Origin of the sequence: Blastococcus jejuensis (assembly GCF_039534705.1) — a bacterium.
Taxonomy (GTDB): domain Bacteria; phylum Actinomycetota; class Actinomycetes; order Mycobacteriales; family Geodermatophilaceae; genus Blastococcus_B; species Blastococcus_B jejuensis.
Map to the genome: position 1 here is coordinate 124636 of NZ_BAAAVV010000004.1, position 20718 is coordinate 145353.

Consider the following 20718-nt stretch of genomic DNA (forward strand, 5'->3'; position numbering starts at 1 on the left):
CTCACCGTCGGAGGCGCTCGACCGTCGCCGTGACATCCCGCATCAGCCAGGCCAGCGGCCCGCCGAGGACCATCCCGACGGCGCACAGCAGGAGGGTCTCCGGCAGGTCGTCCGCCACGACGATCGACAGCAGGAAGGCCATGAGCCCGGCGGTCACCACGACGGCCGTCTGCAGTCCACGACGCCACGCGGCACTGAGCTCGAGCTGTAGTTGGTCCAGGGACGCGCGAGCACGCTGGCGCACGATGCGCTCGTCCCCGCCGAACTTCAGGTCGTCGGGATCGGCAGCGAGCACGCGCACGAGCGGCGAATGGAGGCCGCTGTGCGCGAGCGGTTCCTCCACAGCCGCCGCGATCTGCGCCGTGAGGATGCCCGCGGGGGCGTTGTAGAGCTCCGGGAGCCCCCGACTCCGCGAGGAGTACGACGGCCGGCCGAGCCGGACCTCCAGATCCTCCCAGGCACGCCACCCCTCGTGTGGGTCCCCGCCCGCACTTCCGGCTCGCTCGATCAGCCAACGGCGCACCGCGGCCCGCTGGTACCGGGCTCGGAGCAGGAGCAAGCGCTTCGCCAGTTCGACCAGTGCGTAGGTAGTGATGGCGGAAAGGAACGCGAACCACATCAGGTCCCGCACCCGATCGCTGGTCGGCTCCATGGCGAGGACGTCGTCGTCGAGCAGCACTCCGGCGCTCACCAACGCGACGATGACGATGACCGTGAGGACGGCGAGCCCTCGGCCAGACACGAGCTGACGCATCGCCTCGCGGACCGCCTCGGTCATGGCCGCATGATGGCCCACCCCGGTTCCGAGGTACAGCAGTTTCGATGGCCCGAAACAACGCGGCCCGGTCCCCTCGGGGGCCGGGCCGCCGATGCGTCGTAGTTACAGGTACTGGCCGGTGTTCGTGGCCGTGTCGATGGCCCGGCCGGACTCGTTGCCCTTGCCGCTGATGAGCGTGCGGATGTAGACGATCCGCTCGCCCTTCTTGCCCGAGATCCGAGCCCAGTCGTCGGGGTTGGTCGTGTTCGGGAGGTCCTCGTTCTCCTTGAACTCGTCGAGGCAAGCGGCCATCAGGTGGCTGACCCGGAGCCCCCCTGTGCCGGTCTCCAGCTGCTCCTTGATCGCCATCTTCTTGCCGCGGTCGACGATGTTCTGCAGCATCGCGCCGGAGTTGAAGTCCTTGAAGTACAGGACCTCCTTGTCACCGTTGGCGTAGGTCACCTCGAGGAAGCGGTTCTCCTCGCTCTCGGTGTACATGCGCTCGACGGTGCGCTGGATCATCCCGGCGATCGTGGCCTCGCGGCTGCCACCGTGCTCGGCGAGGTCGTCGGGGTGGATCGGCAGCTCGGTGGTCAGGTACTTGGTGAAGATGTCGCGCGCGGCCTCTGCGTCAGGCCGCTCGATCTTGATCTTCACGTCCAGCCGGCCCGGCCGCAGGATCGCCGGGTCGATCATGTCCTCGCGGTTGGACGCACCGATCACGATGACGTTCTCGAGCCCCTCGACGCCGTCGATCTCGCTGAGCAGCTGCGGCACGATCGTCGACTCGACGTCGGAGGACACCCCCGACCCCCGCGTGCGGAAGATCGAGTCCATCTCGTCGAAGAACACGATGACGGGCGTGCCCTCGCTGGCCTTCTCCCGCGCCCGCTGGAACACCAGCCGGATGTGCCGCTCGGTCTCACCCACGTACTTGTTGAGCAGCTCGGGGCCCTTGATGTTCAGGAAGTAGGACTTCGCCTGCCCCTCCCCCTGCACCGCGGCGACCTTCTTGGCCAAGGAGTTGGCGACCGCCTTGGCGATCAGCGTCTTCCCGCACCCGGGCGGGCCGTAGAGCAGGATGCCCTTCGGCGGCCGGAGCTGGTACTCGCGGAACAGGTCGGCGTGCAGGAACGGCAGCTCGACGGCGTCGCGGATCTGCTCGATCTGCCGGGAGAGCCCGCCGATGTCGGAGTAGTCGATGTCGGGGACCTCTTCGAGGACGAGCTCCTCGACCTCGCTCTTCGGGATCCGCTCGTAGACGTAGCCCGACCGGGTCTCCAGCAGCAACGAGTCGCCGCTGCGCAGCGGCTGCCCGGTGAGCGAGTCGGCGAGGTACACGACCCGTTCCTCGTCGGTGTGCCCGATGACCAGGGCCCGCGGCGTGACGCCGTCGATCGGCTCGAGCAGCTCCTTGAGCATGACCACGTCACCCTGGCGCTCGAAGCCGCGCGCCTCGACGACGTTCATCGCCTCGTTGAGCATGACCTCCTGGCCGGGCTTGAGGTCGTCGCCCTCGACGTTCGGCGACAGCGACACCCGCAGCTTGCGGCCGCTGGTGAACACGTCGACCGTGCCGTCCTCGTACCGCCCCAGGAAGACGCCGTAGCCCGACGGCGGCTGGCCGAGACGGTCGACCTCCTCCTTGAGCGTCACCAGCTGCTCGCGGGCATCGCGCAGGGTGCTGGTCAGCTTGTCGTTGCGCTCGGACAGGAAGGCGGCGCGGCCCTCGGCCTCGGCGATCCGCTCTTCCAGCGCGCGCACCTGGCGCGGGCTGTCGGCCACCTTGCGCCGCAGCAGGCCGATCTCCTCCTCGAGGTAGGAGATCTGGCTCAGCAGCGCAGCCACATCACGTTCCCGCCGGGACCGTTGTTCGTCGGGACCATTGCTCGAGCCGGGGCCCATCGCGCACCTCCACACACCTCGGGGGGAGCCAGGAATCAAATCTATACACGGGCTCGGACAGAGCGGCGTCGGCTCGCGGTGGGCGATACCGAGCCGTCACACCCGTACCATCCGCGCCCGGGGCCGGTCCTAGTGCTTCTGGGCCCGCCGCTGCCTGATCGGCGCGACCGTGCCCGCGGCGAGCCGTCGTGCGGTCACCAGGAACGCCGTGTGGGCCACCATCCGGTGCTCCGGACGGACTGCCAGGCCGACCGCGTGCCACGGCCGCATCAGGGTCTCCCAGGCGTGGGGCTCGGTCCAGACGCCCTGCGCGCGCAGCGCCTCGACGTAGGTGGACAGCTGGGTCACGGTGGCGACGTAGCCGATCAGGACGCCGCCGGGGCGCACCGCGGCGGCGACGGTCGGCAGCACCGCCCAGGGCTCGAGCATGTCGAGCACCGCCCGGTCGACGACATCCTCGGCCGGGTGCTCGGCGAGGTCGCCGAGGCGCAGCGTCCAGTTCGCCGGAGACTCCCCGAAGAAGGCGCCGACGTTGGCGCGGGCGACGTCGGCGAAGTCCTCCCGCCGCTCGTAGCTGGTCAGGGAGCCGGTGCTGCCCACGGCCCGCAGCAGCGAGCACGAGAGGGCACCGGAGCCGGCGCCGGCCTCGAGCACCCGCATGCCGGGCCCGATGTCGCCGAAGCCGACGATCTGCGCGGCGTCCTTCGGGTAGATGACCTGGGCGCCCCGCGGCATCGACAGCACGAAGTCGGCCAACAGGGGCCGGAACGCCAGGTAGCCGGTGTTGGCCGTCGAGTGCACGACCGACCCCTCGGGGGCGCCGATCAGGTCGTCGTGCGCGATCGCGCCCCGGTGGGTGTGGAACTGCTTGCCCGGCTCGAGGACGACGGTGTGCAACCGGCCCTTCGGATCGGTGAGCTGCACCCGGTCGCCGACGACGAACGCCCCCGGCACCGGCTCGGGCACGGTGCCGGCCACGGTGTCAGCCACGGTGTCGTCCGCCTGCATGTCCTCGGTCACGGGCGGCCAGCCTACGGACGGGGTGGATGTGACCCTCGGTACGTGCGCGGCGCGGGCGCTCGGATTCTGTCGGTGGTGCGACCTAGCCTCGATCCCATGACAGCGACGACGCAGGTGGAACCGACCGCGGAGGTCCAGGACGACGCGGCCGCCCCGGAGCCGCAGGCCCCGCGCCGCCCCTCGCTGTCCCCGAGCCGCGCGGCCGACTTCAAGACCTGCCCGCTGCTCTACCGCTTCCGCACGATCGACCGGCTGCCCGAGCGCAAGAGCCTCGCCGCCGTCCGCGGCACGCTGGTCCACACCGTCCTCGAGCGGCTCTACGACCTCCCGCCCGCGGAGCGGACCGTCACCGGCGCCCTCGAGCTGCTCGAGCCGGCGTGGGCCGATCTCCGCGAGGAGCCGGGAATCGCCGAGCTGTTCGCCACGGCTCAGGACGACGGCGCCGAGACCACCCCGACCGCGCCGGAGTCGGTGGAGGCCTGGCTGGCCTCGGCCGGCACCCTCGTCGAGAAGTACTTCACGCTCGAAGACCCGACGCGCATCCAGCCGCACGGCCGCGAGGAGCTCGTCGAGGTCACGCTGCCCGACGGGTTGCTCCTCCGCGGCTACGTCGACCGGCTCGACGTCGCCGCGAACGGCGCGCTGCGCGTCGTCGACTACAAGACCGGCTCGATGCCCCGCGAGGCGTTCGAGGGCAAAGCCCTGTTCCAGATGAAGTTCTACGCGCTGGTCCTCTGGCGCACCCGTGGCGTGGTCGCCAGCCAGCTCAAGCTGCTCTACCTCGGCGACGGCGACGCGCTGACCTACGCCCCCGAGGAGCAGGAGCTGGTGCGCTTCGAACGCACGTTGCTGGCCATCTGGTCGGCGATCGAGCGCGCCGTCGCCACGGGAGACTTCCGGCCGAACAAGACGCGGCTGTGCGGCTGGTGCGACCACCAGGCGCTGTGCCCGTCGTTCGGCGGCACTCCCCCGCCCTTCCCGGCCGAGGCGGCGGCCGCCGCCGGCTGGCAGACACCGCTGCCGGTCGTCGAGCGCGACTGAACGGCGACGGCGTGGCGAACCCGCTGTCGGCAGCCGTCCGTCGTCACTAGCGTCGCCGGCGCCGGCGCCGGCCGTCACCCGGCGCCAGGGGGCCGATGTGCACGCGTACCGGGCGTCGAGGGCGTTCGACGGCGAACGGCTGTTGCCCGGCGGTGCGCTCGTGCTCGTCGACGGCGACCGCATCGCCGGGGTGGAGTCGGCGCGGTTCCCCGTTCCGGCGGGCTGCGCCGTCACCGACCTCCCGGGCGCCACGCTGCTCCCGGGCCTGATCGACGCACACGTGCACCTGTGCGGCGACAGCGGCCCCCGGGCCCTCGACCAGCTGCCCGACCTGACCGACGCCGAGCTCGACTCGGTGATCGCGGCGTCGCTGGACGCCCAGCTCGCCGGTGGGGTCACCGCGGTCCGCGACCTCGGCGACGCCCGGTGGGCGGTCGCGGACCGCCACCGCGGCCGAGCAGACGGCCCGACCGTCGTCGCGGCCGGCCCGCCGATCACCTCACCGGGTGGCCACTGCGCCGGGATGGGTGGGGAGGCGTCGGGTGCCGATGGCCTCCGCCGGGCCGTCCGGGAGCGGGTGGAGCACGGCGTCGACGTCGTCAAGGTCATGACCAGCGGCGGCATGATGACGCTGGGCACCGACGTCATGGCGTGCCAGTTCACCCTGGAGGAGTTGCGGCTGGTCGTCGACGAGGCGCACCACGGGGGCCTTCCGGTCACCGGCCACGCCCACGGAGTGCCCGCGGTCGACCTGTGCCTCGCCGCCGGGGTCGACGGCATCGAGCACTGCACCTGCATGACCCCTGACGGGATCCGCATGCCTGCCGGGATGGCGCAGGGCATCGCCGCCGCCGGCATCGCGGTGTGTCCCACGAACGCCCGCGCGCCCGGCGCCGTCCCCCCGCCGCACATCCAGGCGCTGCTCGAGCGCACCCACATGGCGTGGGAGGACCGGTATCCGCAGTTCGTGGCCCTGCACGGGGCCGGCGTCACCCTGGTCGGCGGCACGGACGCCGGCATCAATCCGGCGAAGCCGCACGGGATCATGTGCGAGCACGTCATCGAGCTGGTGACGGCGGGTCTGCCGGTGACGGCCGCGCTCGCCGCCGCCACCAGCGTGGCGGCCGTCGTCTGCGGGCTGCGGGACCGCACGGGCCGCCTGGCCGCGGGCCTGGACGCCGACCTGCTGGCGGTCGGCGGGGACGCGGTCACCGACGTCCCGGCGCTGCGTGACGTGCGCCTCGTGGTCTCCCGCGGGCGCGAGGTCGTCTCAGGCGGGCAGTGACGCGCCGTCGCGCGCGGCGAGGACGTCGGCGAGCTCGGCCACGCCCACACCGGCCAGCGTGTCGCGCAGCACCAGGCCCGGCGCCGGCTCCAGCGCCTGCAGCGACGGCACCCCGAGGACGGCGGCCCCTGCGGCCAGCCCCGCCGTGACGCCCACCAGCGAGTCCTCGACGACCACACAGCGAGCCGGATCGACGCCCAGCTCCCCCATCGCCTGCCGGTACGGCGCCGGATCCGGCTTGCGGGCCGGCACCTCGTCGCCGCAGACGGTCACGTCGAAGGGCGGCAGGTCGGGGAACGCCTCGTCGATGCGCCGCAGCACGAGCTCGGCGACCGGGCGGGGCGTCGTCGTCACCAGGGCGGTCGGCAGCGCTGCGGACCGGACGTCCTCGAGCAGCTCCCGCGCCCCCGGGCGCCAGATGATCTCCCCCGCCAGCAGCTCCGCGGCCCGGCCCTCGACCCAGCGGGCGGCGACGAGCAACTGGTCGTCCGTGACCTCGAGGCCGAGGTCGTCGTGGAGCAGGGTCATCGACGTCCGCATGCTCGTGCCGACGGTGGCTGCGCGAGCCTCGTCGGAGAGCCGGCCGCCGAGGCGCCGGGCGAACTCGTGCAGCGCCGTCCCCCAGTGCTGCTCGGTCTCGACCAGGGTTCCGTCCATGTCGAACAGCACTGCCTCCACCCGGCCATCGTCCCACCGCAGGATGGCCCGGGCCGTGGCCGACGCGGCCACGGCCCGGAGAACCGCTGGTCAGGGCCTTGGCGCGTGGCCAAGGTCACGACGGGTGGTCAGCGGTAGTTCACGTGCACGTGGTCCATGTGGTTGGCCGTCGCGCTGCCGCGGTTCTCCATCGGCTGCCAGGAGCCGCCGGGCGAGCTCAGCATCCGCTGCTGCCAGATGATGTACTCCACGCCCAGCTCGTCCCAGTGGTCGATGTGGTACTGGGCGATCGCGTCGCCCAGGGACGGGCTGCACATGTAGTCCAGGGCCAGCCCGGAGGGGTGACCGCCGGGGTCGGCGGCGCTGGCGCGGGTGCCGCCGATGGTGATGCCGGCGGCACCGGGCACGTTCGAGACCACCGCGTCCGCGGCGGCCTGCGCCTGCGGTCGCACCGGCCCGGCACTGTTGGAGATCCGCGCGACGGCGGTGGCCGCCGTCCCGCTGGAACTGGCCGCGGGCGCTGCCGCTGCCTCGGACTCGGCCGCGGCTGCCTCGGCCGCTGCTGCCTCGGCCGCGGCGGCTTCGGCTGCCGCCTGGGCCTCCGCCGCGGCCTGCGCCTCCGCCGCTGCCTGCTCGGCCTGGGCCTGGGACGCGGCCGCCGCCGCCTGGTCCGCGTCGCGCTCGGCCCGGCTCGCGGCGAGCTGTCCGAGGAACTCGGAGTCCGCCGTCGACGGCTGGTCGACGCCGGTGCCGTCGATGCCCAGCGCGTCGGCGACGGCGACGGACGGCGACTGGGAGCTGGCCGTGGCGGTCGCCGCCGGGCCCGCCGCCACCAGGTCGACGAAGGCCAGCGTGCACACAGCCGAGATCCCCAGGGCGTAGGCCACCCGGGAGTGCGGGGCGCCGTGCCGGCGACCGTCGGGTCGGGCGATGAGGTCGAGCGGTGCGCCGTCGGAATGCTCGTCGGCGGGCCGGCCCTCGGTGGCCGTGGATCGGGTGGAGATGGAGCGGGTGGTCATGGAGCGCAAGCGCAGGTTCAGGGACGCCACAGGGGCGGCTCTCCGTTCTTCCCTAGCCGCCTACCGAGTTAGCTGACGGGTTCGGGCCGGAAGTTGCCCTACCTGGCACGCGCACGCGCGCGCAGGATTCACCCCAGAGGAACCATGGGTCCCCGGTCTGCTCGCGACGCTCGGCCGCGCGCAGTTCGGCGGTGTCCGGCCGAGGTCCTCGATCGAGGAGCGGGGCCCGGCGGACGCAGGCCAACGTACTACGAATCCGCGTTACCGAACTGTGATCCTCTGCCAGATGTGGACGAGGTCACTCGTCCTCGGTGCGGTAGCCGAGGTTGGGCGAGAGCCACCTCTCGGCCTCGTCGACCGTCCAGCCCTTGCGGCGGGCGTAGTCCTCGACCTGGTCGCGCCCGAGCCGCCCCAGCACGAAGTAGCGCGCCTGGGGGTGCGAGAAGTACAACCCGCTGACCGCCGCGCCCGGCCACATGGCCATGCTCTCGGTGAGCTCGATCCCGGTGCGGGCCTCGACGTCGAGCAGCTCCCAGATGGTCCGCTTCTCGGTGTGCTCGGGGCAGGCGGGGTAGCCCGGTGCGGGCCGGATGCCGTGGTACTTCTCGGCGATCAGCGCGTCGTTGTCGAGGTGCTCGTCGGGCGCGTAGGCCCAGAACTCCTTGCGCACGCGCTCGTGCAGGCGTTCGGCGAACGCCTCGGCCAGCCGGTCGGCCAGCGACTCGAGCAGGATCGCGCTGTAGTCGTCGTTGGCCTTCCTGAACGCGGCGACCCGCTCCCCCGCACCCAGGCCCGCCGTGACGGCGAAGGCGCCCACGTAGTCGCGGAGGCCGGTCTCCTTGGGCGCGACGAAGTCGGCGAGGGACTTGCGGGCCGAGCCGTCGCGGCCCTCGGTCTGCTGCCGCAGCTGGTGCAGGGTCGTGAGCACGGTGCGGCGGGACTCGTCGGTGTAGACCTCGATGTCGTCGCCGGGCACCTGGTTGGCCGGGAACAGGCCGAACACACCGCTGGCCCGCAGCCACCGGCCCGCGATGATCTGGTCGAGCATCTGCTGCGCGTCCTCGTACAGCCGGCGGGCGGCCTCACCGGACGCCGGGTTGTGCAGGATGTCGGGGAACCGGCCGCGCATCTCCCAGGTGGTGAAGAACGGCTGCCAGTCGATGTAGTGCCGCAGCTCCTCCAGCGGGTAGTCGGGGAAGCTGCGGACGAACTGCGTCGCCACGTGGTGCAGGTGGTCGCACGAGGGCCCCGCGCACACGTCCATCGCCTGCTGCAGCAGCATCCTCGGCCGGGGCGGGTGGTAGCTGCTCCACTCGATCTCCGGTGCGGCGGCGCGCGCGGCGGCGAGCGGGAGCATCGTGCGCGTGTCCTGGCGGGCGGCGTGCCGCTCCCGCAGCGTCTCGTACTCGGCGTCGGTCTCGGCCAGCAGCTTCGGGCGTTGCTCGTCGGACAGCAGGGCCGCGACCACCGGCACCGACCGGGAGGCGTCCTTCACCCAGATCACCGGGCCGTGGTACTTCTGCGCGACCTTCACCGCGGTGTGCGCCCGCGAGGTGGTGGCCCCGCCGATGAGCAGCGGGATGTCGAAGCCCTGGCGTTCCATCTCCGACGCGAGGTTCACCATCTCGTCCAGGGACGGCGTGATGAGGCCGGAGAGCCCGATGATGTCGGCGCCCTCCTCCTTGGCGGCGTCCAGGATGCGCTGGGCGGGCACCATCACGCCGAGGTCGACGACCTCGTAGTTGTTGCACTGCAGGACGACGCCGACGATGTTCTTCCCGATGTCGTGGACGTCGCCCTTGACGGTGGCCATGACGACCTTGCCGATGGCGCGCTCGGCGTCGCCGGGGCGCTTCTCCGCCTCGATGAACGGGATCAGGTAGGCGACGGCCTTCTTCATGACGCGGGCGGACTTCACCACCTGCGGCAGGAACATCTTCCCGGCGCCGAACAGGTCGCCGACGACGTTCATGCCGGCCATCAGCGGGCCCTCGATGACCTCGATGGGCCGGCCGCCGCGGGCGCTGATCTCGGCGCGCAACTCCTCGGTGTCGCTCTCGGCGAACTCGTCGATGCCCTTCACCAGCGCGTGGGTGATCCGCTCCCCCACCGGCAGCGACCGCCACTCCTCGGAGGCGATCTCCTTCACCGAGCCGTCGCCGGCGAAGTCAGCGGCGATCTCGAGGAGCCGCTCGGTGCTGTCGGGACGGCGGTTGAGGATCACGTCCTCGATGCGGTCGCGCAGCAGGTCCGGGACCTCGTCGTAGACCTCGAGCGCCCCCGCGTTGACGATGCCCATGTCCATGCCGGCCGCGATGGCGTGGAAGAGGAACACCGCGTGGATGGCCTCGCGCACCGGGTTGTTGCCGCGGAACGAGAAGGAGACGTTCGAGACACCGCCCGAGACGAGCGCGCCCGGCAGGTTCTGCTTGATCCAGCGGGTGGCCTCGATGAAGTCCAGCCCGTAGTTGGCGTGCTCCTCGATGCCCGTGGCGACGGCGAAGACGTTCGGGTCGAAGATGATGTCCTCGGCCGGGAACCCGACGTCGGTGGTGAGGATGTCGTAGGCCCGCCGGCAGATCTGGGTGCGGCGTTCCAGGTTGTCGGCCTGGCCGTCCTCGTCGAAGGCCATGACGACGACCGCGGCGCCGTACTTGCGGCACAGCCGCGCCTCGCGGACGAACTTCTCCTCGCCCTCCTTGAGGGAGATCGAGTTGACGATCGCCTTGCCCTGGACGCACTTGAGGCCGGCCTCGATGACCTCCCACTTGGAGGAGTCGATCATCGTGGGGACGCGGCAGATGTCGGGCTCGGCGGCGACGAGCTTCGTGAAGCGGTCCATCGCCTCGACGCCGTCGATCATCCCCTCGTCCATGTTGATGTCGATGACCTGAGCGCCGGCCTCGACCTGCTGCCGGGCGACGGTGAGGGCGGCCGGGTAGTCGCCGGCCTTGATCAGGTTGCGGAAGCGGGCCGACCCGGTGATGTTCGTGCGCTCGCCGACGTTGACGAACAGGCTGTCGTCGGTGACCGTCAGCGGCTCGAGGCCCGACAGCCGCAGTGCGGGGGCGAGGACCGACGGCCTCCGCGGCGCCCGGCCCTCGACGGCCGCGGCGATCGCTGCGATGTGCGCGGGCGTGGTGCCGCAGCAGCCGCCGACCAGGTTGACGAAGCCGGCGCCGGCGAACTCCTCGAGGACCGCCGCGGTCTCGGCCGGCGTCTCGTCGTACTCGCCGAACGCGTTGGGCAGCCCGGCGTTCGGGTAGCAGGAGACGAACGTGTCGGCGATCCGGGAGATCTCGGCGATGTAGGGGCGCATCTCCGCGGCGCCCAGCGCGCAGTTGAGCCCGACGAGCAACGGCCGGGCATGCCGGACGGAGTGCCAGAAGGCCTCGGTGACCTGGCCGGAGAGGGTGCGCCCGGAGGCGTCGGTGATGGTGCCGGAGATCATCACCGGCCAGCGGCGCCCGCGCTCCTCGAACAGCGTCTCCAGCGCGAAGATCGCCGCCTTGGCGTTGAGCGTGTCGAAGACGGTCTCGATCAGCAGGACGTCGGCACCGCCGTCGACCAGTCCGTGGGCCTGCTCCAGGTAGGCCGTGACGAGCTCGTCGAAGGTGACGTTGCGGGCGCCCGGGTCGTTCACGTCGGGCGAGATCGAGGCCGTGCGGCTGGTCGGGCCGAGCGCGCCGACGACGTACCGCGGCCGGTCGGGGGTCGCCCGGGCGTCGCAGGCCTCGCGGGCCAGCCGCGCCGAGGCCACGTTGAGCTCGTAGGCCAGCTCCTGCATGCCGTAGTCGCTGAGCGAGATGGCATTGGCGTTGAAGGTGTTCGTCGAGATGAGGTCCGCGCCGGCGTCGAGGTACTCGCGGTGGATGCCGGCGATGATCTCGGGTGCGGTGATGCTGAGCAGGTCGTTGTTGCCCTGCACGTCGGTGGGCCAGTCGGCGAACCGCTCCCCGCGGTAGCCCGCCTCGTCGGGACGGTCCCGCTGGATGGCGGTCCCCATCGCGCCGTCGAGGACGAGGATGCGCTCGCTCAGCAGTGCGGTCAGCTCTGCCGTGGCGTCCGGACGCGGGGTGGCAGACACCGGACAAGAGTAGACGCGCGTTCCCGCCGTCCGGTTCGCGCCACGGGGGACGACGGCCCACACGGAAGGGTCAGCACGGCGCGGCACGGGGCCCGGATCGACGTAGGCTCGCAAAGGTGATCGACCCCAAGTCCACCTCCGCGGACCTGCCCGAGCTGACCGACCCGATGGTGGTGGTCGCGTTCGAGGGCTGGAACGACGCCGGGGACGCCGCGACCGGGGCCGTCGAGCACCTGGAGCTGATCTGGGACGCCGAGCCGCTGGCCGCGCTGGACCCCGAGGACTACTACGACTTCCAGGTCAACCGGCCGACCGTGTCGCTGATCGGGGGCGTGAGCCGGCGTGTCGAGTGGCCGACGACCCGCATCTCGGTCGCCCGGCCACCGGGCAGCGACCGCGACGTCGTCATCATCCGGGGCATCGAGCCCAACATGCGGTGGCGCGGGTTCTGCGCCGAGCTCATCGAGATCCTGCAGGAGCTCGACGTCCAGATCGTCGTCGCCCTCGGCGCCCTGCTGGCCGACACGCCGCACACCCGCCCCACGCCCGTCACCGGTTCGGCCTACGACGCGGAGTCCGCGCGCACCTACGGGCTGGAGACCTCGCGCTACGAGGGGCCGACCGGCATCCTCGGCGTCTTCCAGGACGCCTGCGTCCAGGCCGGCCTGCCGGCGATCAGCTTCTGGGCCGCCGTCCCGCACTACGTGTCGCAGCCGCCCTCGCCGCGCGCCACGGTCGCGCTGCTGCAGCGGGTCGAGGAGGTGCTGGAGCTGACCGTGCCGCTGGGGGCCCTCCCGCAGCAGGCCGAGGACTGGGTGAAGACCGTCGACGAGATGGCCAACGAGGACGCCGAGGTCGTCGAGTACGTGCGCTCCCTGGAGGAGCGGGCCACCGAGGTCGACCTGTCGCAGGCCAACGGCGACCAGATCGCCCGCGAGTTCGAGCGCTACCTCCGCCGCCGGGGCTCGACCGGCGGCTGAGGAGGGACCCGCTCGCAGGCTGGGCGCGGTGCCCGGGAGGGGGCCACGGGGCGAGTGTCGAGTTGTGGTCGACCACTCCGGCGTGTCGGTGCGTGTCGGCGGCACCAACTCCGCACTCGGCGATGCTGGGGCAATGGAGTGCCCGGGAGGGCGCGCTCTCAGGGGCGATGAGGCGGCGAGTGTCGGGCTGTTGTCGCGTCGCGGTCGGTGAGACGACAGCAGGTCGACGGTCGGCGACGGAAACAGCTCAGCGCAACAACGGCGTCATCTGCGCGCTCGCGTCGGCGTCGAAGAGCCGGTCGTGCATGTTCAGCGCGAAGCGGTCGGTCATCCCCGACACGTAGTCGACCACCTGGGTGACGCGGTCGGCCTCCGTGTCGCGGTAGGACGCCGGGATCAGCTCGGGGTGGGCCAGGTGGTGGTCGACCAGCCGGCGGATGACGTCGATCGCCACGTGCTTCTGCCCGGCGGCCGTGTCGGACATGTAGACGCGGTCGAACATGAAGGTCCGGAGCTCGTGCATCGCCGCGAGGGGCTCGGGTGCCATGACGACGGAACCGGCGGTGTTCTCCTCCGAGAGCGACCCGCGGACGACGGCCTCGATCATCGCCCCGACCATCTCCGACCCGGGCTCGCCGAACACGGCCCGGGCGCGGGCCGGCAGCTCCTCCGGGCGCAGCACGCCGGCCCGGATGGCGTCCAGCGCGTCGTGCGAGAGGTACCCGATGCGGTCGGCGTAGCGCACGCACTCGGCCTCGCGCGTCGCCGGCGGCGGGTCGATCTTCCAGCTGTGGGCGCGGACGCCGTCGCGCACCTCCCAGGTGAGGTTGAGCTGCTCGAGCACCTCGACGATGCGCACGCCCTGGGCGGCGTGGTGCCAGCCGCCGGCGACGTAGGGCTCCAGCGCGTCCTCGCCGAGGTGGCCGAACGGCGAGTGGCCGACGTCGTGGGCCAGGGCGATAGCCTCGGCGAGGGTCTCGTTGAGCCCGAGCGCACGGGCGAGGGACCGCGCCACCTGCGTCACCTGCAGCGTGTGGGTCAGGCGTGTGACGAAGTGGTCGCCGTCGGGGTTGAGGAAGACCTGCGTCTTGTGCTTGAGCCGGCGGAACGCCTTGGCGTGCAGGATGCGGTCGCGGTCCCGCTCGAACGCGGTGCGCAGCGCGTCCTCCGGCTCCGGGTGGGCGCGGCCGCGCGTCGCGGCCGAGCGCGTGGCCGCCGGAGCGAGCTGGTCCTCCTCGCGCTCGCGCGCCGCCCGGTCGGTCAGCCGGAACCCGCCCATCAGCTGCCCTTCAGGGCGCACGGGTCCAGCGCCACGCCGAGCAGGGCGTCGACGGCGTCCTGCACGATCCGTGGCGCCTCGTCCTCGAGCTCGTCGGCACCGAGGTCGTCGGCACCGAGGTCGCCGGCACCGTGCAGGGTGGCGTGGGCCCAGGCGTCGACGAGGGCGATCGCGCCGGGAGTGTCGAGGTCGTCGGCCAACCGCTCGCGCAGGCCCCGCAGCAGCGGGGCGGCGGGCGCGCCGGCGTCGCGCGAGACCGCCTCGCGCCAGGTGGCCAGGCGCTCCTGCGCGGTGGTCAGCAGGTCGCTGGTCCAGAAGCGGTCGGTGCGGTAGTGCCCGGAGAGCAGCGCCAGGCGGATGGCCATCGGGTCGACGCGGTCGCCGCGCAGCCGGGAGACGAAGACCAGGTTGCCCTTGCTCTTGCTCATCTTCTCGCCGTCGAGCCCGATCATCGCCGCGTGCACGTAGGCCCGGGCGAAGGGCCCCTTCTCCCCCGTCGCCGCGGCGGTGAGCGCCTCGGCGTGGACGGCGGAGTACTCGTGGTGCGGGAAGACCAGGTCGCTGCCCCCGCCCTGGACGTCGAAGCCCATCCCGATGGTGTCCAGGGCGATCGTGGCGCACTCGATGTGCCAGCCGGGGCGGCCGGCGGTGCCCCGGGGCCCCGGCCACGACGGCTCGCCGGGCCGCTCCCCGCGCCAGAGCAGCGGGTCGAGGGGCTGGCGCTTGCCCGCCCGGTCGGGGTCTCCCCCGCGCTCGGCGAAGAAGCGCAGCATCGTCGTCTCGTCGTAGCGGGACTCGCTGCCGAAGCCCGGCGCCTGCGACACGTCGTGGTAGACGTCGCCGGTGCCGTCGTCGAGGACGTAGGCCAGCCCCTCGTCGAGCAGGGTCTCGATCCGCGCCACGATCGCCGGGATCGACTCGACCGCACCGATGTAGTCCTCGGGCGGGAGCACGCGCAGCGCCGTCATGTCCTCGCGGAACAGCGCGGTCTCGCGCATGCCCAGGACGATCCAGTCCTCGTGGTCGCGCTCGGCTCGCTCGAGCAGCGGGTCGTCGATGTCGGTGACGTTCTGGACGTAGTGGACGGCGTGGCCGGCGTCGCGCCACATGCGGTTGATCAGGTCGAAGGCCAGGTAGGTGGCGGCGTGGCCGAGATGGGTGGCGTCGTACGGGGTGATGCCGCAGACGTACATCCGGGCCGTCCGGTCGGGGCTCGTGGGCACCACCTCACCGCGCGCGGTGTCGTGGAGCTTGAGCACGGGGCCGGTCCCGGGCAGGGTCGGCAGCAGCGGGGCAGGCCAGGCGAGCACGCCACGAGCCTAGAGCGGAGCACCGACGGCCATCGGGCGACCGGGCCAAGGAGGAGCGATGGAGCAGGCCGACTACCTGGACGCGCTACGGCGGGCCGACGCACGGTTCGCCGACGCCGCGGCGCAGGCCGTGCTGGCGCACGGCTGGACGGCGCGGGTCCCCGGCTGCCCCGCCTGGAGGCTCGCCGACCTGGTGTGGCACCTGGCCGAGGTGCAGCACTTCTGGGCGTGGGTCGTGCGCACGCGGGCGCAGGACCCCTCGGCCTACCCCGAGCCCGGCCGGCCCGCCGACGACGAGCTGCTGGCCTACGGGCTGGCACAGAGCGCCGAACTCGAGGCGGCGCTCGCCGGGGCCGGTGCGGACGAGCCGGTGTGGACCTGGGCGCCACGGAAGGACGTCGGGTTCGTGCTGCGCCGCCAGGCCCAGGAGGCGACCGTGCACACCGCCGACGTCGAGGAGGTGCTCGGGGAGCTCCGTCCGATCCCGCCCGACGTCGGTCTGGACGGGCTGGACGAGTGGCTGGAGGTGATGGTGCCGGGCGCGTTCCCCGACGGGCCGCCCGCCGACGCGCACCCTGTCGTCTTCCACGCCCTCGACGCCGATGCCGAGCGGACGCTCTTCCCCGGCACGCGGCCCTTCCCGATCGCCGTGCTGACCGGGAACGCCGGTGACCTGCTGCTGGCCGCCTGGCGGCGCCTCCCGGTCGAGGTGCTCACCGTCGACGGCGACCCGCTGCAGGCCGCGGCGATGATCGACCGCGTGCGGATCGAGTAAAGGTTCAGCGCCACTAGCCTCGGGGGCGTGTACGTGCCGGAGCACTTCGCGATGTCCGACGCCGCGGTCCTGGACCTGCTGCGCGAGCACGGCGCCGGGGATCTCGTCACGGCCACGGCGCAGGGTCTGCTCGCCACGATGCTGCCGTTCGTGCACGACCCGGACCGCGGGCCGCACGGGGCCCTGCTCGGCCACGTCGCGCGCACCAACCAGCACTGGCGGCACGCGCCGATCGGCGAGGCGCTGGTCATCCTGCGCGGGCCCGACGCCTACATCACGCCCCAGTGGTACGCCTCGAAGCGCGAGCACGGCCGCGTCGTCCCGACCTGGAACTACGTGACGGCCCACGTCTACGGCGACCTGGTCGTGCACGACGACGTCGTCTGGCTGGAGGACCTGGTCCGCCGGCTGACCGCGAAGCACGAGGCCCGCCGGCCGCAGCCGTGGGCGGTCGACGACGCACCGCCGGCGTTCGTCGCGGGACAGCTGCGCGCCATCGTCGGGGTGGAGCTGCTGATCACCCGGATCGAGGCGAAGGCCAAGCTGAGCCAGAACCGGCCCGCTGCCGACATCGACGGCGTGGTCGAGGGAGCACGCCGTGCCGGCAACCCGGGCATGAGCCACGCCGTTGAGGAAGCGCGCCCGATCCGGGCGAGGTGAGGGGCGGCGAGGCCCTCACTCCTCGACGTACGGCTCGATACGCCACGGGCTTCCGGGCTGATCACGCACCGCGAGGTGGCCCGGCGGGAGCGGACCGAGCGCGGCGAGATCGCGGGGGAACTCGTCGAACAGGTGGTGCGCGTGCACGCTCACCAGGTCGTCGATGTGCGCGGTCGTGTTGCACAGGAAGGCCCACCCACCGTCGGCGTAGCGCATGACGAGGCGGAGCGGCTGCGAACCGTCGAGCACGCGCACGGATGCTATGGCCAGGCGCCCCTCGCACCGGTGGCCACGCGACCGGCCCGGCCGGCGAGGGCGGCGCCCCTTCGGGCTCACGGCCAGCTCACGGAGTGGCGCTCGAACTCCTCGCCGGTCTGGATGCCGACAACGCAGAAGACCAGCCCCGTCGGGTCGAGCATCTGCCAGAACCTGCCCATGTCGCGGTGGCGGGTCGCGCCGAGCGCCTCCAGCCGCGCCACCTCGGCCGGAATGTCGTCGGTCTCGATGTCGACGTGCCAGCGCGGCGGCGTCCCCTCCCCCGTCCGCTGGATCTCGACGTGCCATCCGTCGGCGAACGAGCCCAGCGAGGCCCAGTCGGCGTCGGTGGGATCAGGATCGACCGAGCGCCCGGTGGCACCGGCCCAGAAGGCTGCACCCGTGGAGTGGTGCTCGGGCGGCAGGTCCAGGAGGAGGATCGACAGACGGCTTCGATGCGGCATGCCAGCATCCTGGCGGGCGCCACCGACACTTCCGGCGTCCTGAGCTGGTTGTTCGGATGCCGCCCCGCCGGACGACGCGCGAGATCGGCGATCTCGCGCGCCTTGGACCCCGAAAGCGTGCGAGATCGCCGATCTCGCCGTGCGGGGGCCGCACTCAGAACGGCGGCCAGGGCAGGGCCGGCCACTCCCCGCTGGGTTCGGGGTGCCGGCCGGTGCGCAGCAGCTCGGCCACCCGGCGCTGCGTGCAGCGCACCTCGGTGCGGGTCAGGTGCTCGTGCAGCTGCTCGCCGAGGTCGCCCCGCAGCTCGTCGGCGAGCCGCTCGAGCACCGCGACCGCCTCGTCGGGCAGCGGCGTGCCGGCCCAGCGCCACAGCAGGGTGCGCAGCTTCGGGTCGACGGAGAAGCAGATGCCGTGGTCGACGCCGTACACGTGCCCGTCGGAGGTCGGGATGATGTGGCCGCCCTTCCGGTCGGCGTTGTTCACGACCGCGTCGAAGATCGCCATGCGGCGCAGCCCGGCGTGGTCGCGGCGCACGAACGCGGCGAGGTCGACGTGCTCGTCGCCGTCGACCCACAGCTGGACCATGCCCGGCCCGAACGGGCCGTCACGCAGCACGGTGGGCGGCACGACGCCCCAGCCGGTCGTCTCGGAGACGAGGTAGGCCGAGATCTCGCGGCCGGCCAGGGTGCCGTCGGGGAAGTCCCACAGCGGCCGCTCCCCCGCGACCGGCTTGTAGACGCACTCGGCGGCCAGCGTGTCGGTGCGGATGGCGCCGACCAGCGTCACGTTCGACGCGTCGAGCAGCCGGCCCTCGAGGTCGATCTCGCCCTCGCTCAGCAGCAGCGCGGCCTCGGCGTCGTCCAGCGGCGGGCGCAGCTCCGGACCGGCGACCGGCTCCGCGGGGTGCTCGCTCATGGCCGGCCGCTCAGCGGCGGTAGCCGTTCTGCCGTGGGCAGACGTGCCCCGTGGGGTCCAGCGGCAGCGAGCAGAGCGGGCACGAGGGCCGGCCGGCGGCGACCACGCGCCGGGCGCGGGCGACGAAGGCGCGGGCGGCCATCGGCGTGATGGTCACCCGCAGCGCGTCGGGGCCCTCGTCGCTGTCGGAGAGGATGACCTCCTCCTCGATCGGCTCGTCGGAGGCGGCCACGGCCTCGACGACGACCGCCTCGGCGGTGCCGTCCCAGGCCAACCCCATGGCGGCGACGCGGAACTCCTCGTCGACGGGGGCGGTGAGCGGCTCGAGGTCGTCGACGTCGGCATCGGGTGGGATCACGGTGTTCGCACGACCGGCCACCTCGTCGAGGAGCTCGTTCATGCGGTCGGCCAGGATCTGCACCTGGGTCTTCTCGAGGGCGACGCTCACCGTGCGGCCGGTGTCGTCCGACGCCTGCAGGTAGAACGTGCGGTCCCCGGGCTGACCCACGGTGCCGGCGACGAACCGGGTCGGGCGGTCGAAGAGATGGACCTGACGGGGCACGAGGTCAGGTTACGCGGGCGCGCCGACACCGTGCCGCGACGACACCGAGGTCAGCGCGCAGGTCAGACCGTGGCGCCCGCTCCGCCGCCCACCACGGCGTCGGAGGACGCCGTGCGGCGGCGGCGCTTGCGCGGCGGCGGGACCAGGGCCGAGACGTCGCCGCCGGTGTCGTTCACCCGGAGCACGAACGGCCGGGTCTCGGTGTACGTGACGACCGAGATCGACGCGGGGTCGACGACGATCCGCTGGAACTGGTCGAGGTGCAGGCCCAGCGCGTCGGCCAGGATCGCCTTGATGACGTCGCCGTGGCTGCAGGCCAGCCAAACGGCGTCCGGGGCCAGGGAGGCGTTCCAGGAACGGACGGCGGCGACCGCGCGGGCCTGGGTGTCGGCCAGCCCCTCCCCCTCCGGGCCGGGGAAGACCGCCGCCGACGGGTGCTGCTGGACGACCTTCCAGAGGGGCTCCTTGACCAGCTCCTTGATCGCCCGGCCGGTCCAGTCGCCGTAGCGGGCCTCGCCGAGCCGGTCGTCGTCGCGGACCTCGAGCCCCCGGCCGGCGGCCACCGCCTCGGCGGTCTGCCGGCACCGCTCGAGCGGGCTGCTCACGATGGCGGCCAGCGGGATCTTCGCCAGCCGCTCGCCGACGGCGCTCACCTGGGCCGTGCCGGCCTCGTCGAGCTGCACGCCCGGCGTCCAGCCGGCGAGGATCCCGCCGGCGTTCGCCGTCGTGCGGCCGTGGCGCAGCAGGATGACGGTGGGCACGACCGCGAGCCTAAGCGTCCGAGCTGGAAGGACCGGCTCAGGTGGGTGCGAGGACCCCCGCCGTCACCAGGGCGATGATCAACGACCCGACGACGACGCGGTAGACGACGAACGGCGTGAAGCTGCCCCGGTCGAGGTAGCGCAGCAGCCAGGCGATGACCGTCAGCCCCACGCCGAAGGCGATGACCGTGGCGAGGATCGTCGGGCCCCAGGACACCCCCCGGCCCTCGACGTCGCCGGTCAGCGCCTCGTAGGCCTGGAAGAACCCGGACCCCAGGACGGCGGGGACGGCGAGCAGGAACGAGTAGCGGGCCGCGGCCGCCCGTGAGTAGCCGAGGAACAACCCCATCGTGATCGTGCCGCCGGACCGGGACACGCCGGGGATCAGCGCCATCGCCTGGGCGAAGCCGAAGGCAATGCCGTGCCCGACGGTCAGCTGGTGCAGTTCGCGCTTCTTGGCGCCCACGCGGTCGGCCCAGAACAGGATCAGCGAGAAGAGGACCAGCGCCGCGGCGACGATCCGCAGGTCGCGCAGCGTCGTCTCGATGTCGTCCTGGAACAGCAGGCCGAGGGCGACGATCGGGATGCTGCCCACGATGATCAGCCAGCCCATGCGGGCGTCGGGGTCGCCTTTGCGTCGGCCGGCCAGCGACCCCAGCCAGGCGACGATGATCCGGCCGATCTCGCGGCGGAAGTAGAGCAGGACGGCGGCCTCGGTGCCGATCTGGGTGATCGCGGTGAACGCCGCGCCGGGGTCCTCCCAGCCGAAGACGCTGCCGACCACCCGCAGGTGCGCGCTGGAGGAGATCGGCAGGAACTCGGTCAGGCCCTGCACCACGCCGAGGACGACGGCCTCGAACCAGCCCATCACCGGCCCCCCGTCGCGGGCCGGACGGGATGCGGGGTGGGTCGGCGAGGCACGGAGGGTCACCTTAGGCGTCGGGCGACCGCGACCCGCCGCGCCGCCCCGGAGGTTCGGGTGCTG

The 20718-nt window shown here is 72.6% G+C and carries 19 protein-coding genes and 1 riboswitch; of the genes, 5 read left to right on the top strand and 14 right to left on the bottom strand.

Translation table 11 applies throughout. The features are described 5' to 3' along the window. Position 1: 1 nt before the first annotated feature. The 3 genes from ABD644_RS10200 to ABD644_RS10210 all read right to left on the bottom strand — a co-directional run bounded on the left by ABD644_RS10200 (position 2) and on the right by ABD644_RS10210 (position 3682). The gene (locus ABD644_RS10200; RefSeq protein ID WP_344688738.1) at positions 2 to 778 is read right to left on the bottom strand and encodes a hypothetical protein; all 777 of its coding nucleotides are present in this window, start codon (positions 776 to 778) and stop codon (positions 2 to 4) included. 102 nt (positions 779 to 880) lie between these two features. After that, positions 881 to 2605 (bottom strand): proteasome ATPase, encoded by a 1725-nt coding sequence (gene arc / locus ABD644_RS10205; RefSeq protein WP_344688739.1) that lies wholly within the window; start codon positions 2603 to 2605, stop codon positions 881 to 883. Between the two features lie 186 nt (positions 2606 to 2791). Beyond that, positions 2792 to 3682, bottom strand: coding sequence for a tRNA (adenine-N1)-methyltransferase (locus ABD644_RS10210; protein WP_425547424.1), 891 nt, complete (start codon positions 3680 to 3682; stop codon positions 2792 to 2794). Positions 3683 to 3778: 96 nt separating this feature from the next. Here ABD644_RS10210 and ABD644_RS10215 point away from each other — a divergent pair, with 96 nt between their 5' ends. Beyond that, positions 3779 to 4723 (top strand): RecB family exonuclease, encoded by a 945-nt coding sequence (locus ABD644_RS10215; protein ID WP_344688740.1) that lies wholly within the window; start codon positions 3779 to 3781, stop codon positions 4721 to 4723. A 97-nt stretch (positions 4724 to 4820) separates the two neighbouring features. Further along, positions 4821 to 6008, top strand: coding sequence for an amidohydrolase family protein (locus ABD644_RS10220; RefSeq protein WP_344688741.1), 1188 nt, complete (start codon positions 4821 to 4823; stop codon positions 6006 to 6008). Here the strand turns inward: ABD644_RS10220 and ABD644_RS10225 are convergent. The 3 genes from ABD644_RS10225 to metH form a co-directional block, all read right to left on the bottom strand. Then, positions 5994 to 6686, bottom strand: a complete 693-nt coding sequence (locus ABD644_RS10225; RefSeq protein ID WP_344688742.1) for an HAD family hydrolase — start codon at positions 6684 to 6686, stop codon at positions 5994 to 5996. The genes ABD644_RS10220 and ABD644_RS10225 overlap by 15 nt on opposite strands. A gap of 107 nt (positions 6687 to 6793) precedes the next feature. Further along, positions 6794 to 7684, bottom strand: a complete 891-nt coding sequence (locus ABD644_RS10230) for a VldE C-terminal domain-containing protein (RefSeq protein ID WP_344688743.1) — start codon at positions 7682 to 7684, stop codon at positions 6794 to 6796. A 42-nt stretch (positions 7685 to 7726) separates the two neighbouring features. Then, positions 7727 to 7870, bottom strand: a riboswitch (cyclic di-AMP (ydaO/yuaA leader). A 112-nt stretch (positions 7871 to 7982) separates the two neighbouring features. Continuing rightward, positions 7983 to 11771, bottom strand: coding sequence for a methionine synthase (gene metH / locus ABD644_RS10235; protein WP_344688744.1), 3789 nt, complete (start codon positions 11769 to 11771; stop codon positions 7983 to 7985). Between the two features lie 116 nt (positions 11772 to 11887). Between metH and ABD644_RS10240 the strand changes: the two genes are divergently transcribed. After that, the gene (locus tag ABD644_RS10240) at positions 11888 to 12751 is read left to right on the top strand and encodes a PAC2 family protein (protein WP_344688745.1); all 864 of its coding nucleotides are present in this window, start codon (positions 11888 to 11890) and stop codon (positions 12749 to 12751) included. Positions 12752 to 12998: 247 nt separating this feature from the next. Here ABD644_RS10240 and ABD644_RS10245 read toward each other — a convergent pair whose 3' ends face one another. Further along, positions 12999 to 14051 (bottom strand): HD domain-containing protein, encoded by a 1053-nt coding sequence (locus tag ABD644_RS10245; RefSeq protein ID WP_344688746.1) that lies wholly within the window; start codon positions 14049 to 14051, stop codon positions 12999 to 13001. Then, complete coding sequence (mshC, locus tag ABD644_RS10250; protein ID WP_344688747.1) at positions 14030 to 15340, bottom strand: cysteine--1-D-myo-inosityl 2-amino-2-deoxy-alpha-D-glucopyranoside ligase; 1311 nt, start codon at positions 15338 to 15340, stop codon at positions 14030 to 14032. The genes ABD644_RS10245 and mshC overlap by 22 nt, the downstream gene beginning before the upstream one ends. Before the next feature lie 58 nt (positions 15341 to 15398). Between mshC and ABD644_RS10255 the strand changes: the two genes are divergently transcribed. Beyond that, a complete protein-coding gene (locus ABD644_RS10255) occupies positions 15399 to 16115 on the top strand; it encodes a maleylpyruvate isomerase N-terminal domain-containing protein (RefSeq protein ID WP_344688748.1) in 717 nt (238 codons plus the stop codon). 27 nt (positions 16116 to 16142) lie between these two features. Next, positions 16143 to 16775, top strand: a complete 633-nt coding sequence (locus ABD644_RS10260) for an FMN-binding negative transcriptional regulator (RefSeq protein ID WP_344688749.1) — start codon at positions 16143 to 16145, stop codon at positions 16773 to 16775. Between the two features lie 15 nt (positions 16776 to 16790). Here the strand turns inward: ABD644_RS10260 and ABD644_RS10265 are convergent, their stop codons facing one another. From ABD644_RS10265 to ABD644_RS10290, 6 genes are all read right to left on the bottom strand, one after another. Beyond that, on the bottom strand, positions 16791 to 17024 hold the full coding sequence (locus tag ABD644_RS10265; RefSeq protein WP_344688750.1) for a hypothetical protein: 234 nt from the start codon (positions 17022 to 17024) through the stop codon (positions 16791 to 16793). Positions 17025 to 17107: 83 nt separating this feature from the next. Then, on the bottom strand, positions 17108 to 17494 hold the full coding sequence (locus ABD644_RS10270; protein WP_344688751.1) for a VOC family protein: 387 nt from the start codon (positions 17492 to 17494) through the stop codon (positions 17108 to 17110). A 154-nt stretch (positions 17495 to 17648) separates the two neighbouring features. Next, positions 17649 to 18410, bottom strand: coding sequence for an SCO1664 family protein (locus ABD644_RS10275; protein ID WP_344688752.1), 762 nt, complete (start codon positions 18408 to 18410; stop codon positions 17649 to 17651). Positions 18411 to 18420: 10 nt separating this feature from the next. Beyond that, positions 18421 to 18972 carry a DUF3090 family protein gene (locus ABD644_RS10280; RefSeq protein ID WP_344688753.1) on the bottom strand — a complete coding sequence of 184 codons (552 nt, stop codon included), beginning with the start codon at positions 18970 to 18972 and terminating at the stop codon, positions 18421 to 18423. Between the two features lie 62 nt (positions 18973 to 19034). Then, the gene (locus ABD644_RS10285; protein ID WP_344688754.1) at positions 19035 to 19733 is read right to left on the bottom strand and encodes a histidine phosphatase family protein; all 699 of its coding nucleotides are present in this window, start codon (positions 19731 to 19733) and stop codon (positions 19035 to 19037) included. A gap of 37 nt (positions 19734 to 19770) precedes the next feature. After that, positions 19771 to 20601, bottom strand: coding sequence for an undecaprenyl-diphosphate phosphatase (locus tag ABD644_RS10290; protein WP_344688755.1), 831 nt, complete (start codon positions 20599 to 20601; stop codon positions 19771 to 19773). Positions 20602 to 20718: the final 117 nt, after the last annotated feature.